Here is a 13,507-nt window from a genome sequence, read left to right as displayed (position 1 = left end):
AAAGATAGTACAATATAAAAATGATGCGAAGAAACTTTGCAGTAAATACGATGATGGAAAATATGGAAAAAATAGTGAAAACCTGCAAAAAAAGATCAGAAGAACAGTTTCAAAGGAGTCTGACTGAGAAGACTTCTTTGTTGAGGAGAGTTCCATAGTGCTTCGTAATCTATCTGATCCCAGAAACGAGCGTTAAAGGTTTGAAATTCTTTCCCGGGAACTCGCCTCTCTTTTGCATATTCAGAAAAGAAGGTATGCCGCTGAAATGCTTTGACAGAATACAGATCTCTGGCATAGTCCCAAAGATTTTTGTAGTCCACAAGCCTCTGACGAATAGGACCAAGGAATCTATAATAGGAACAATCCAATCGAGTGAGCGTAACAAAGAGCCGGACGTCACTATCTGTGATATAGTCACCAGATAGGAATCTTTGTGTTTTTAGACGGAGATCAAGTGTCGAAAGCCCATCGAAGAAATGAGAGAAGGCTTTTTCATAAGCGGTAATTTTTTGTGCGAAAAACATTTGATAAACTCCATTATTGATATGAGAATAGAGCCAATCGTTCATTTGTTGAATATCATTTCGCAGAAAAACGGGATACAGATCAGGGGTGTTATTTGAATCAAAGGAACGAAAAAATGTTTCCAGATAGTAGGGAAGATTTCGAAAGTCGTTGTTGACTATTTTTCCGGTAGAAACATCAATAAGAGCTGGAACAGTAGCTCTACCGAAAAAAGAGGGGTCTGTTCGAAGATAAAGCTCACCGAGAAAATGAACATTTAAAAAAGGATCCATACCATTTTTTTCGCGAAAAAAGCTCCATCCAAGCTCGGGAGATTTTGGATGAATTTCGGCATATCCTATAGTGACAATGCGAGAAAGATGAAGTAGGTCACACAGGATGGACAGACAGTTAGACCAGCAGCAACCCTTTGATAAAATCAAACGATATTTTTGTGAAATTACTGAGGTTTCAGAAGGAGTTTCACTGAAGGGAGTAGAAAATCTAGGGAGTTGTCGGATGAATTCACCCTCTTCATTAATTTCAAAATCAATGGCGTTGGGTCTGTAAATTGGACTTTGAGAATGAACTCTTTTCATATTTTTCTCCTTTATAAGTTTAATGAAAATTTTTGTAGAAATTGGCGTGTGCGCTCTTTCTTGGGAGCAGTAAACAATGTCATAGGATCTCCTTCCTCTACAATTTGGCCATGTTCCATGAACAGAACATGATCAGCAATCTGCCTTGCAAATTCCATTTCATGGGTGGCAATAATCATGGTGGTGTGTTTTGCGGCCAGTTTGTAAAGGAGATGTAGGACTTCTCCGACTAATTCGGGGTCAAGAGAGGAAGTGGGTTCGTCAATCAACATAACTTTTGGATTTACGGCAATCGCTCGTCCTATTCCAATTCTCTGTTGCTGCCCGCCCGATAATTGAGAAGGATAACTGTCTTTTTTTTCCGAAAGACCGATTTCATCTAAAATACGGAGAGCTTCTGCATTTGCAAAAGAGGGACTTAATTTTTTTACAGAAAGAAGGGGCTCTAAAATGTTTTCCAAAGCAGTCTTATTTTTAAACAGGTGATAATTTTGAAAAACCATAGAGGTATTTGAACGAAGGTGATAAATTTCTTTTTTCTTCGCCGCCCGTGCATTTACAGTTACATTTCCGATAGTGATGATTCCGTTCGATGGTCTTTCTAAATAATTTAAACAGCGTAGTAGTGTTGACTTTCCGGTACCAGAAGGTCCGATTAAAACTAAAATTTTACCTGGGTCTAAGTGGAACGAAATTCCATTCAAAACTTGTAGTTTTCCAAAACTTTTTTTTAATTCTTTCACATCTACCATAGCGTCTCCTGTATAAATTAGTAAATACGATTTAATCGAAATTCTATTTGCGTCTGTATGTATGAGAGAAGAGAAATGATTCCCCAATATAAAAGCATAGCAGCTGTATAACCCTCCAAAAAACGATAGGATCGAGATGTTTCCATGCTGACAATAGCCATCATGTCTTTGTAGCCGATCATAAATCCTATAGCAGTAGATTTTAACAGACTGATAAAATTGTTGGAAAGTCCAGGGATGGCAATTCGTGCAGCCTGAGGCAGAATGATTCGTTTCAAAACAGAAAGTGGTTTTAAACCAATGGAAAGTCCTGCTTCATATTGACCTTTCTCAACGGAGTTAAGAGCTGCTCGTATATCTTCCGACATGAATGCGCAATAATTAGCACTGAGAGCAATGATAAGAGCTGTAAAAGGTGACATACTTCGAATGGTTTTACTAACTTGTGCAAAGCCATAATAGAAAAGAAACAGTTGCCCGATAAAGGGTGTTCCTCTAAAAAAAGAGACATAAACAGAACTTAAAAAGTATAGTCCTTTTATCTTATATTGCCGGATTATGGCCAAGACTAAAGCGAAAAATAGAGACAGAAAAAAGGCCCAGAAGGCTACTTTTATGGTTTCGGGAAACAGTTGTAAGATTTTAGGGAACATAGAAATAAAATAGGGTATTTTAAAAGAAATATCCATAATAGTCTGTATCCTTTCGTTGACCGGGGAAAGAAAGACAAGAGAGTGAGATCTCACTCTCTTGTAATGCAGCATACTATTCCATGGGATCAAATCCAAACCACTTTAATGCAGTTTTTTTCATAAAGCCTTCTTCTTTCAGCTCCTTTAATACTCCATTTACCTGATCTCGTAACAATTTACCTTCTTTGGTTTTTTGGAAGGGATACCCATTATCCTCAGTGTATACGGGTTCTCCAACTCCTTTTATTTTGAGACCGGATTCTTTTTTTACAGTGTCTATGTGGAGCGAGGACATTAAAGTTGCATCAAGACGTCCCATAGCTACGTCTGCAGGGACACCGGTGCTGTCATCGTAATTAACATATTCAATTTTTTGTTCAGGATCCAGCTCATCAAAATAAGAGTAAGCAATATCATTACTAAGAAGTCCCAATTTTTTCCCATATAAGTCGTTTACAGAATGGATGGAATTATTGCTCTCGGCAACTACAATCCGATAAGGAACATAAAAATAGACATCTGTAAAATAATATTTTTCTTTCCGTTCTTCTGTGATTCCGATTTGGTCTGCAACAGTGTCCACTCTTCCAGAATCTAATAATTCAATAATGCCGGGGAATCCAGCTGTTTTCCATTGAATCTCTCTGTTTAGACGCTTGCCGATCTCTGTCCAGACATCAATTTCAAAGCCTTCTAATTTTCCTTTTTTGTTGGTTTCCGAAAAAAATGCATGTTCCCCCGTAGTGGAAATAATGATTGGCTTTTTGGAAGCATCTTCCTTATCTGAGGATGAGGCAGATCTGGAAGAGCAACCTGCTGCTATGGAAACTCCCATTGCAAAAATCAGTAGTGTAGATAGAATCCTTTTCTTCATAAAAACCTCCTCTGACATTATAAAACGATGATATTTAGTCACGAAATAAACCAACTCAGATTAAGTATAGAAAACATATATTAAAATGTAAAATTGATATTTTTTATGAAGAATATCGAAAATTTATATAAATAACAGAGAAAAATAGGAGATTTTAAAGAATAAAAGGAGGGCTGCTACAGAAGAAAAATCTTAAGGACAGACTATACAGAACTTTTCGAAATCAAAATAGAAAGAAAAGTGCGCTGGTTGGATCGGTACTTGACTTTGCTTCGGGAGATTGCTATACTGGATCAAAAGTTAGCATACACTAACTTTTGTAAAAATGAAAACAAAGGAGGGAAAAGAATGTCACTCATCAACAAGGAAATCAGTGATTTTTCAGTACAGGCATTTCAGGATAATAAGTTTAAGACGGTATCAAAGGAAGATCTGAAAGGAAAATGGAGCGTGTTTTTCTTTTATCCGGCAGACTTTACCTTTGTTTGCCCGACAGAGCTAAGAGATCTGGCGGAACTATACGAAGAATTTTGCAAGATCGACTGCGAAGTATATTCGGTGTCCTGTGACACACATTTTGTGCATAAAGCATGGCGTGACGCTTCCGAAACCATTCGAAAGATCCAGTATCCTATGCTGGCGGATCCTACCCATATTCTGGCAAAAGACTTTGAGGTGTATATTGAAGAAACCGGACTGGCAGAAAGAGGAACCTTTATCGTAAATCCGGAAGGAAAAATCGTGGCCTATGAAGTCAACGCAGGAAATGTAGGAAGAAATGCAGAAGAGCTGCTCAGAAAAGTGATGGCCAGCCAGTTTGTCCGCGAACATGGGGATGAGGTGTGCCCGGCCAGATGGAAGCCGGGGGCGGATACGCTAAAGCCCGGGCTTGATCTTGTAGGGAAGATTTAAGCAGCAGACCGGAAGGATTTCCGGCAGGAGGGAATCTTATATTGCTACAGTCGGCGCCGATGGGACCTGTCAAGATCGGCGCCGGCTTTGTGGTGCCATGAAACAGGACGGAAACAGAATTTGTTCCCTACATGGATCCTATACAGTTTTGGGTATGTTTTTTCAGAGCGGCAAAAGATTCGGAGCTGATCACGTGCTCGATCCGACAGGCATCCTCTGCGGCGATAGTCTGGTCTACGCCGATGGAAATCAAAAAGTCGGTCAGGAAGGTGTGCCGTTCGTAAATTTTTTCGGCAATATCCCGGCCTTTTTCCAGGAGAGAGATATGTCCGTCCTTGTCCACTTCAATGTAGGAGTTGAGTCTCAGATTTTTCATGGCTACGCTGACGCTTGGTTTGGAAAAAGAAAGCTCGTTGGCAATGTCGATGGAGCGGACATTACCAAGGCGCTTGCTCAGGATCAGGATGGTTTCCAGATAGTTCTCGGCAGATTCGTGAAGTTTCATATGCTACACCTCGCTTCCATAATGTACCTTTATGTTACCACACCCGAATCTTCCTTGGCAAGAAAGGTTCTGTGAAGAAACAAGACAATGAAAGCTTGAAGAGACTAACGAGAAAGGATTCGGATCCGGGAAGGATCTCAAGAGACGGATACAGGAAAGTCGAAGATCCGTCAGAAACAGCGACGGATACAGATTGCGGACAGGCAATAAAAAGCACAGAGAAAACAGGACTGGGATAAGCGGGAGGCTTTATGGAAGAAAAGACGAAAGACAGAAGCAGGATAGAGATGTCGCCCTATTCAAAGGTGGAGAGGGAAACGGACATTCTGGAGCAATTATATATCTGGCGAAAGCAGGGGACAGAAGCCACGGAAGTCAAGATAGGACGACAATTTGACATTCCGAAAAAAACAGCGGCCGCCCTGTTGAAACAGATGATAGAAAAAGGATATATTTACCCGTATGCCCCAAATAAAGAGATCATTTTGACTCCCTACGGGATTTCAGAAGGAAATGAATGCTTTGAAAGACATTCTTCCATCAGCCAGTTTCTGCAGTATATAGGGGTGACAGAAGAAACGGCGGAGCAGGATGCCTGTCGCGCAGAACATTTCTTTACGGATGAGACCGTCAAGGCGCTTTGTACGTTCGCAAATGCGGACATCAGAGGGTATGAAAGGCGAATCAAAAATTCGGAGCTGACAGACAGGTATGCAAAGGGAAATTATGTATTTATGATGCAGATCTACAGTATGGGGCAGAATCGCCCAAGAACCTTTCGGGAAGAAAATTTCTGGTACACCGGGGATATCACGTTGGAGATCGCGGATTCCGGCTGGTTTGAATTGCAGTATGCAAAAGAAGAATATAAGTTTAAGAAAAAGCTGTGGTACAAAAATGCAGGGAAACTGACGGAAGACTGGACAGAAGCGGGAAAAGGCAGGCTGGGAGAACGGATTCCGGCAAATGCTTTCGAGTTTATCGTAAAAGCAAGTGAGACCCTGGTAGAAGGAAGCTTGCTGATCGCCCTGACAGAACCGGGGGAAGAACCGGATATCTGGAACAGTTGCCAGTTGGAAGTGGAGCTATGGTAGGAAGAAGGAAGGGGAACATGGAGAAAACAACGGAAACGGCGGATACCATAAGACTTACAGTCCAGCAGATCGGTTTTCTGGCAGAACTGGAAAAGCTGGACAAAAGACGCGGGGCGGTGGAAGCGGTATCGAAAAAATTTGGACTGGTTCACTCAAAAGTCAGTCGGTTTTTTAAATCGTGTGTGGAAAAAGGATACCTTACGCAGGAATTTAAATTTACGGAAAAAGGGAGAAGACTTCTGGAATGGAATCGGCGGCTGGAGAAGGACGTCAGGAATTATCTTATCCGGACGGGAGCAAAGGAAGGGATCGATGATCTGGCAAGAGCACTTTTTGAAAATGCGGATTATGAGATCCTGGAAAAAACGATCGCAGAATATCCGAGGATCGAGGCGGACGCATCGAAGATTCAAAGGACTATCGTAACAGATGTCAGGGATGTACTAAGCCATGGCAGACATCCGGTAAGAATCGCCATCTTTCAGACAGACGTCAGGGGCGAAACGAAGAAGTCCATGGCGGACAGAGGTTTTGAGCGGTATGCGCAGCTTGTCTATGGGGAGAAAGAGAGCTACCTGGAACTTACTACAAGAGATATGCATGCAGTCTCCCGTGTAAACGGAAAAAGGATGACGGGACGACTGGCGTCCTTAAAGTATCTGGACGCAGGAATGGTGCAGAATGCGGAAATCCTGGATGGAAAAGTAAAGATTCCCCTGACGGCATGTATGTATCAGGACTTTGGAAGAGGAATCATGTGGGGGAACGTTATGATAACGGTGGCGTGTTCTCTGGGGACGGCCCATATGCCGGAAAGTACGGCAAGGCTTGTATTTATATTTTAATAGTACGGAAAGCAAAAGAGCAGGCAATCCCGCCTGTTTTTTTGTTTCGTAGGACGAAATTCCGCATGAACGGGTTCGTCCATCAACACATTTTATCCCATTTCCCGAAACAAAAAGGCCTTTGCCAGAATCACACGGCAGTGTTTTTTGAAAAACGGTTATTGTGCAAGCATGCACGAAATAAGATTCTTAGAAGGAAAGAAGAAATGAATGAAAAAAATCAGGCAAGAACAGGTCTTAAAAACTATAAAAAAGAACAGGAAATTTCAGGGAAAGAGCGAAAAGACAGGCGATCATACCGTGAAAAACAAGGCAAAACCGTGCATTGCTGCACGAAAAAAGGTGTTGACGATGCACAAGAGGACATGCTATCTTTTGGGCATATAGTTAGTTGCAAATAACTAAAAGAAGTTTGTGCAACTTCAGAGTATTTCATAGCTGGATTTCATTGATGAAATGCCGAAAAAAAGAAAAGGAGGATCATGGTTATGAGAAGCATCAAAAAATTGGTTGCCGCACTGCTGACGGCAGTTATGGTATCTGCCATGGGCGCGGCTACGTTTGCCGCAGGGCCGTTGAGTGACGGAAAGTATACCGCCCGGCAGAATCTTTACAAGAATCAGGAGTGCACGACCCTGTCCATGGGAGATGCTGCGGTCAACGATATGCGGGCGGATATCTCTATCAGTGGAGGAAAAGCCACTTTAGTGGTCCACACACATGAGATCAAGTATCTGGGGATTACCGGACATCTGGGGAAAATGGAGGTAAACGGAGTCGTAAAAAAACCAAAGACAAAGACGGTGGATGGTGTAAAAGATTATTATTTTACCTTTACGGGACTGGACGCGTCTACGTTCTATGAAGGCTGCACCATCACAGGAAGATTTACAACATACATCGGGATCATGCCGATGGGGGCTACCGGATATCTGAAACTGACCGGAATCCAATAGAAAACGGCACAACTTAAAAATGTGATGGAAAAAAAGAGTTGCTGCGCTTTGTGTGCAGCCTCTCTTTTTGGTGAGGTGGAAAAAACATGAAGATCATAAAAAAAATAACAGCGTTTGTGCTGCTGTTGGGCATGCTGACAGGCACATGGGAGGCAGCGGCAAGCGCACAGACAGAAGACAGACCCGAAACAAAACACAGCATTTCCGAGATAAAAGCAGGAGAGTCTTATCTTGTTCCCCTATCCTTTTATGATATGAGCGGGGAGGCCTATCAGATCTATCAGCAAATAGGAGGGATCCCTGAATTTATTGATAATATCGCAATTGTCAGCAAAAAGGAGGACGGAACCTATCGCGTGACGATACAGGTTGAAAACTATGACAAGATAGACGTGTTGCAATTTTCGAAGCCGGGGGTAATTCCGGATGAAACAGAGCCGTCGAAAGTGCTTTTGGGAACGTACAATCTGCCGGATTCATATATTTTTGAGAAAGATACGGCAGAGGATGTAAGAAAGGCGATAGAAGCATACATCAGTGAAGGGTGGAATGAAAAATATATTCAGAATGTTGTGGTGGAAACAGGGAAAACGGGAGTTTCCTGGTGTACCTTTGACGTGGAGACCCTGGAAAGCTCCATCTATGTGAACGCTTTCCGAAGCTATGAATACAAAAAAGGACAAAAAGGATATACCTACACCACAGGGCTGGAGTATGGGAAATTTGTATTTGATCTGAGCCATGCGGAGGCGGTAAAGGAATTTACCGGTTCCAATTACAAAACGCCGGGGCTTGAGGTTTCCAGGGTTTCCACAACAGCGGGAGAAGCGTCGGATTTTTATGAATCTGCCGTTGCAGGAAATCAGGTAAATGATTATTTTAGCGGAAACAGCCAGGTGACTATCAAAGACGGGAAAATAGAAGTCCTTGCCGAGCTTGCGGATCCGGAGGGGATCGCATCTGTACAGGTGCTTCAGACGATCCGGGATATAGGGAAAAAATCAACGTCTGTTGCTGACAATGATGCGTTTTCACAGTATGTGTATGCCTATTCCGCCGAATCTGCGGGGGATAAAACCATTGCAGTGTATTCGGAGAATATCCTGTCGGATGGAAAACTATCGGTTGTTTTTGCAAATCTGCAGGAAGCCGTTTTTGGAAAAGAGATCAAGATCCAGACGACGGAAGGAGAGACATATTATGGGGAGCTTAGAGTAAGGCATGCCCCAAAGAAGAAGCTGCGCTTAACAGACGGAGATGTGACCGTTATAACGGATAGCTATAACGTGGGAAGTGCGCATCCGGAATTTAAAGCGGAGCTTTTACAGAAAACGGGAGATGAAGAGAGCGAATATAACAAATACCACTCTCTTCTGGCGGGAAGCTCTTCCAAAAATCTCATTTACAATCTGGCGATCACTGTAAACGGTTCGGTGGTCAAGCCTTTGCGGGCAGTAGAAATCAGAGTCAGGATCCCGAAAAACTGGGATACGAGTAAAATAAAGGTACAGTGGTATAAAGCTCCGGTGTACCAGATTTTCAATCCGATTGAAGAGTTTGGATCGTCCTCCTACAAAAATGAAGACGGAAGTATTCGGATGGACGGGGACGAGCTGGTTATCACAGGGACTACATGTGTATACAATACCCTTGCGGTTACAGAAACGTCCAGTCGGGCGGACCTCTCTGAAATTCAGGAAGGCGTTTATAACGTAAATGTTACGATGTGGCAGCAGAACCAGCCGGACAGACTGTCCATGAGCAATGCAGCCGTGGTAAATGATTCGGCACGTCTGGTGGTAAAAGGCGGAAAGAAGCAGATCTACTTTGATACACAGGGAATTGTTGTTGCCGGCAGATACGGCTATTCCAATGGGATTTTTCAGGCCAATAATGAACAGATGAAGCAAGGTGAGCCGCCGGTGCTGCGCACATACACGCCTCTGGAGTATTACAGCTATTACCTGAATGATGCGGGAAGTACAGATATGGATACTTATGCAGAACAGTACGATCTCTACTACCCCAAAACGGTGGGATTTGAACTTCCGGAATCGGCAGACAGAGATGACGGAGTGTATCTGAATTTTTATGTTCCGATCATGGACGAGCTTCAGGGAAAGACCCCCGGATCCGGCGAAGGAAGCCGGACGGCATTTATGACGCTGTCCGGATTGAAGAAGGTGGCGGAGATCGTGGAACCGGTGCACGACAGATCGGTTTTGGTGGTAGCGGTAGACAAGGCATCCAAATACAAGGCGGAAAACTATACCGAGGCGTCCTACCGGCCGTTGTCTGATGCGGTAGATCGGGCACAGAAGATCATCAATGGAACAACATCTGCCAAAGATGCACAGATTGTAGCGCTGGAAAAAGAGATTGCAGAGGCAGTCAGAGGATTAAAAGAGGCAAAGAAACTTGACAGATACAACAAGCTCCAAAAGGATGCCAAAGCATTAAAGGAGACGGATTATACGGCGGAAAGCTGGGCAGACCTGCAGGCAGTGCTCAAAGCCCAGGAGGGAAAGGTGACGGAAGACAATGCAGACAGTGCGCTGGAAGAGCTGCAGTCGGCAATGCAGGCGCTTGTACCGGCAGCGGAGGCCGTCTCCCTGGAAAAAGGTGTTTATGAGGCGCAGGCAGCGTTTACCAATCCGGACGGGACGGCAAGTGACCTGAATACGGCGCTGAAGTCGGTTCGTCTGTACGCAGATAAAGAGGGCAAAGTGACAGCCTACCTGTACGTAGAAGGGATTACCGGAATCCGGTATCGTAAAGGAGCCGGATATAGCTCTGCAGACGCTGAACAGGGCAGATTTGCAGTTGTGCTACCTGCCAACGTAGAAACCCAGAAAGTAAAGATCACGACAGAAAAAGGGGAAGCAGAGAATCTTTTGAAACTGGATCTGAAATCTGCGCAGAAGCAGGAGGTGGAAACCTCCCGGTTAAAAGAAAGACTAGAAGAAGCAAAGGCACTGAAAGGAAATGACTATACCGGTGATTCCTTTGCGGCCGTGGAAGAGGCGATAGCCGGGGCAGAAAAGACTTTGGCTGATCCGGTGGCCTTCCAGGCGGAGATCACGGCAGCAAAGACGGCTTTGGATACGGCGACGGCGGGGCTTGTAATGAAGGCGGAGAAAAAAGCAAGACGGGAGCTGGATCAGGCAGTGTCGGATGCAAAAAATAAGTATGCAGAAGCCAACTATACGAAGGAAAGCTATGAGAGACTCAGGCTGGCGATGGAGGAGGCAGAAGCCGTATTAAACAATGCCGGGGCCTCCGCAGACGAAATGAAGGCACAGATGGACAAGCTGGACAAAGCGGTGAAGGGACTTGTCCGCCGGAAAGACGAAGTAGACAAGACGACATTAAACGGCTACATCGAAGATGCGTTAACCAGGAAGAACGATGATGCCTACACAGAAAACAGCTGGAACAGCTTTCAGGCAGCCATCGGATCTGCCCGGAAAGTCTCCGAGGATGTAAACGCGACGGAGACGGAGGTAGAAAAACAGATAAAATTACTTACGGCTTCCTACGAAGCGCTTGTTCCCAAAAACCGGCAAGGCACACTTTTTAAAGAATACCCACAGATTTTTGAAGGAACGTATTCGGTACCGGTGAAATTGTTGCATGCGACGACCAATGATCCTTCCATGGGGAACGCTTCCATGGATCAGACCGGAACGATACGGGTATCCGGAAAAGGAGAGGTGGCTCTGGAAATGTATTTCCGGCCCATGAAGTTTGCCGGAATGACCGGGTATCTGTACAACCTGAAAAAAGTTGATATGGATTCCGTAGAATATAATGCATACCACTATCCGGAAGCATACAAGGCTTCGGATGCGGACATCCTGGAGGAATACACAGACGTCTATGATGTGTTCAATGATAGAAATTCTGAGTACTACGACAAAAATATAGAAAGAAGCTGGTATCCCAAAACATTGTCCATTCCGGTCAACCTGAATGAAAATCTGTTTTACGTGGAAGTGTATGTTCCGGTCATGGAGAGCATCGGGAAGGGTCAGGGGACAAAGGTGGCCAGAATTTCCATTGACTGGGCAAACATCCGGCAGGAAACGGGGATCAAGAGAGACAACAGGATCCTGGAAGTTTTGCTGAGTCAGGTGTCCAAAATGGAGCAGGGCGGTGTGCCACAGGAGTATTGGACTGCTCTGCATGCAGCCTACAAGACGGCGCAGGACGTTTACAGCGACATGAATGCAGGCCAGGAAGAGGTGGATCTTCAGGTAAAGGCTCTCCAGGCGGCAGTGGATGCGGTAGAAATACAGGTTGCGGACAAGACGGAATTGAATACGCTGATGGAAAAAGCAAAGGCGGAAGCGGCACAAACCGATGTAGTGTATACTCCGGCAACCTTGGAGGCGTTGAAGACGGCTATTGCCAATGCACAGGCAGTATCGGAACGGACGGACGCCACGAAGGCAGAAGTGCAGGCGCAGGTGACGGCCCTGCAGGTGGCGCTGGACAGTTTGAGAAGGGTAGACAAAACGGAACTGGAGGATCTGATCAAGCGGGCAAAGGCAGAGGCAGAAAAGACGGATCTTTATGAAAGCAGCAGCATAGCGGTTTTGCGTACAGCTATCACGCTGGCAGAAAAGGTTGCAGCAGATCCAAAGGCGGAAGAATCCCAGGTAGCTGCGGCAAAGAGGGCGCTGGATGCAGCCATCAACGGTCTTGCAAAGAAAAAGACGGCAGATAAGAGCAAGCTGGAAGAAAAGATCACAGAAGCAGAGAACTATTTAAGCCAGACAGATCTCTACACGGAAGATACGCTTACAGAATTAAAAAGTGCCGTTGCCAATGCCAGGAGAGTATTGGAAAATAACGAGGCCTCTCAGGAACTGGTGGATGCGCAGGTAGCAAAGCTTGCAAAAGCCGTTCAGCAATTAACAAAGAAAAACAAGGACAAACCAGACGTTCATCATCTTGCGGAGGGGAGCTACTCCGTTTACGGAACCATGGTGAAGGTAGACAAAAAGACCGCCTCCATGTCAAATGAAGCCGTCAACCATACCATGAAACTGACGGTAAAGAACGGAAAGTATTATATCACCCTGAACTTTAACGGCTTGAAGGTAGGACAGAAGCTGGGGTATCTGGGAACGCTGAAGTATTTTACGACGGGCTATACCACGGACAAATATGGCAATCCTCAGGGCAGTCTGGCAGATGCCGCAGTAGACAGTTATCAGAAAAACAGCGACGGCTCTTTGGTATCCGATCAGTACGGAACGAAGTATCCGGATGAAGTGACGTTTGAGTTGATTCCGGAAGCTGTTACGGAAGGATATGCGCCGCTGCAGGTGTTTGTTCCCATCATGGAAGCGATCTCTCCGGGAGCAGGAACACAGCCGGTATTCCTGAAGCTGGACTGGAGTTCTCTGAAGGCTGCCACGGCAGATGATCCCAACTTTCACAGAAACGACGATCATACAAACGGAAACCGTCCGGGGGGAACGCCGGGAAACAATATCCTGGGGAATAATACGTTGGGAAGCGGGAAGCCCGGCGCTTCTTCTCTGGGGGGCGCTTCTTTGAAACCCGGAACCTCCGGACTTGGAAGCAGTCCGGGTTCCGGCCTGAAGCCAACGTCTTCCGTTAAGACCGGAGATCAGACGCAGGACTTTACTCTGTGGGCGGCTCTTCTGCTTCTGAGCGGAGTGGCTTTGCTGGCAGGAAGGATGGAAGATTCCAGAAAGAAAACCATCGAAAAATAGAAAAGAGGGTGAGCCGGACAGATTCCC

The 13,507-nt window shown here is 44.9% G+C and carries 11 protein-coding genes; 6 read left to right on the top strand and 5 right to left on the bottom strand.

Annotation, left to right across the window (positions count from 1 at the left end; all coding sequences use genetic code 11):
- Positions 1-95: 95 nt before the first annotated feature.
- The 4 genes from SOW26_RS02360 to SOW26_RS02345 form a co-directional block, all read right to left on the bottom strand.
- The gene (locus tag SOW26_RS02360) at positions 96-1,103 is read right to left on the bottom strand and encodes a glutathione S-transferase C-terminal domain-containing protein (protein ID WP_320651820.1); all 1,008 of its coding nucleotides are present in this window, start codon (positions 1,101-1,103) and stop codon (positions 96-98) included.
- Positions 1,104-1,114: 11 nt separating this feature from the next.
- Positions 1,115-1,855, bottom strand: a complete 741-nt coding sequence (locus SOW26_RS02355; protein ID WP_154476388.1) for an amino acid ABC transporter ATP-binding protein — start codon at positions 1,853-1,855, stop codon at positions 1,115-1,117.
- Between the two features lie 17 nt (positions 1,856-1,872).
- Entirely contained in the window at positions 1,873-2,544 is a 672-nt protein-coding gene (locus SOW26_RS02350; RefSeq protein ID WP_276959763.1) for an amino acid ABC transporter permease, read from the bottom strand.
- Between the two features lie 76 nt (positions 2,545-2,620).
- Positions 2,621-3,421: a transporter substrate-binding domain-containing protein gene (locus tag SOW26_RS02345; protein ID WP_154476384.1), complete on the bottom strand. Its 801-nt coding sequence runs from the start codon at positions 3,419-3,421 to the stop codon at positions 2,621-2,623.
- A 348-nt stretch (positions 3,422-3,769) separates the two neighbouring features.
- Here SOW26_RS02345 and ahpC point away from each other — a divergent pair, with 348 nt between their 5' ends.
- Positions 3,770-4,333, top strand: coding sequence for an alkyl hydroperoxide reductase subunit C (ahpC, locus tag SOW26_RS02340; protein WP_276959761.1), 564 nt, complete (start codon positions 3,770-3,772; stop codon positions 4,331-4,333).
- A 127-nt stretch (positions 4,334-4,460) separates the two neighbouring features.
- Here ahpC and SOW26_RS02335 read toward each other — a convergent pair whose 3' ends face one another.
- A complete protein-coding gene (locus tag SOW26_RS02335) occupies positions 4,461-4,838 on the bottom strand; it encodes a metal-dependent transcriptional regulator (protein ID WP_276959759.1) in 378 nt (125 codons plus the stop codon).
- A gap of 251 nt (positions 4,839-5,089) precedes the next feature.
- On the opposite strand from SOW26_RS02335, the gene SOW26_RS02330 reads away from it, so the two are divergent.
- From SOW26_RS02330 to SOW26_RS02310, 5 genes are all read left to right on the top strand, one after another.
- Complete coding sequence (locus SOW26_RS02330) at positions 5,090-5,932, top strand: metal-dependent transcriptional regulator (RefSeq protein ID WP_276959756.1); 843 nt, start codon at positions 5,090-5,092, stop codon at positions 5,930-5,932.
- Between the two features lie 17 nt (positions 5,933-5,949).
- Positions 5,950-6,777: a hypothetical protein gene (locus SOW26_RS02325; RefSeq protein WP_276959754.1), complete on the top strand. Its 828-nt coding sequence runs from the start codon at positions 5,950-5,952 to the stop codon at positions 6,775-6,777.
- Complete coding sequence (locus SOW26_RS02320) at positions 6,690-7,178, top strand: hypothetical protein (RefSeq protein WP_320651819.1); 489 nt, start codon at positions 6,690-6,692, stop codon at positions 7,176-7,178. Before SOW26_RS02325 ends, SOW26_RS02320 begins: the two co-directional genes overlap by 88 nt.
- A gap of 87 nt (positions 7,179-7,265) precedes the next feature.
- Positions 7,266-7,733 (top strand): hypothetical protein, encoded by a 468-nt coding sequence (locus SOW26_RS02315; RefSeq protein WP_276959750.1) that lies wholly within the window; start codon positions 7,266-7,268, stop codon positions 7,731-7,733.
- A gap of 86 nt (positions 7,734-7,819) precedes the next feature.
- A complete protein-coding gene (locus SOW26_RS02310) occupies positions 7,820-13,480 on the top strand; it encodes an NEAT domain-containing protein (RefSeq protein ID WP_320651818.1) in 5,661 nt (1,886 codons plus the stop codon).
- Positions 13,481-13,507: the final 27 nt, after the last annotated feature.

It is taken from the genome of Suipraeoptans intestinalis, from assembly GCF_034091795.1.
In the GTDB taxonomy this organism is placed as follows: domain Bacteria; phylum Bacillota; class Clostridia; order Lachnospirales; family Lachnospiraceae; genus Suipraeoptans; species Suipraeoptans intestinalis.
This window is presented reverse-complemented; position numbering and strand designations above follow the sequence as displayed.

Excerpts from the sequence above, each read along its gene's own strand:
- SOW26_RS02325 (WP_276959754.1), top strand. The coding sequence starts at position 5,950 with ATGGAGAAAACAACGGAAACGGCGGATACCATAAGACTTACAGTCCAG.
- SOW26_RS02355 (WP_154476388.1), bottom strand. The coding sequence starts at position 1,855 with ATGGTAGATGTGAAAGAATTAAAAAAAAGTTTTGGAAAACTACAAGTT.
- SOW26_RS02315 (WP_276959750.1), top strand. The coding sequence starts at position 7,266 with ATGAGAAGCATCAAAAAATTGGTTGCCGCACTGCTGACGGCAGTTATG.
- SOW26_RS02360 (WP_320651820.1), bottom strand. The coding sequence starts at position 1,103 with ATGAAAAGAGTTCATTCTCAAAGTCCAATTTACAGACCCAACGCCATT.
- SOW26_RS02345 (WP_154476384.1), bottom strand. The coding sequence starts at position 3,421 with ATGAAGAAAAGGATTCTATCTACACTACTGATTTTTGCAATGGGAGTT.
- SOW26_RS02335 (WP_276959759.1), bottom strand. The coding sequence starts at position 4,838 with ATGAAACTTCACGAATCTGCCGAGAACTATCTGGAAACCATCCTGATC.
- SOW26_RS02330 (WP_276959756.1), top strand. The coding sequence starts at position 5,090 with ATGGAAGAAAAGACGAAAGACAGAAGCAGGATAGAGATGTCGCCCTAT.
- ahpC (WP_276959761.1), top strand. The coding sequence starts at position 3,770 with ATGTCACTCATCAACAAGGAAATCAGTGATTTTTCAGTACAGGCATTT.
- SOW26_RS02350 (WP_276959763.1), bottom strand. The coding sequence starts at position 2,544 with ATGGATATTTCTTTTAAAATACCCTATTTTATTTCTATGTTCCCTAAA.
- SOW26_RS02310 (WP_320651818.1), top strand. The coding sequence starts at position 7,820 with ATGAAGATCATAAAAAAAATAACAGCGTTTGTGCTGCTGTTGGGCATG.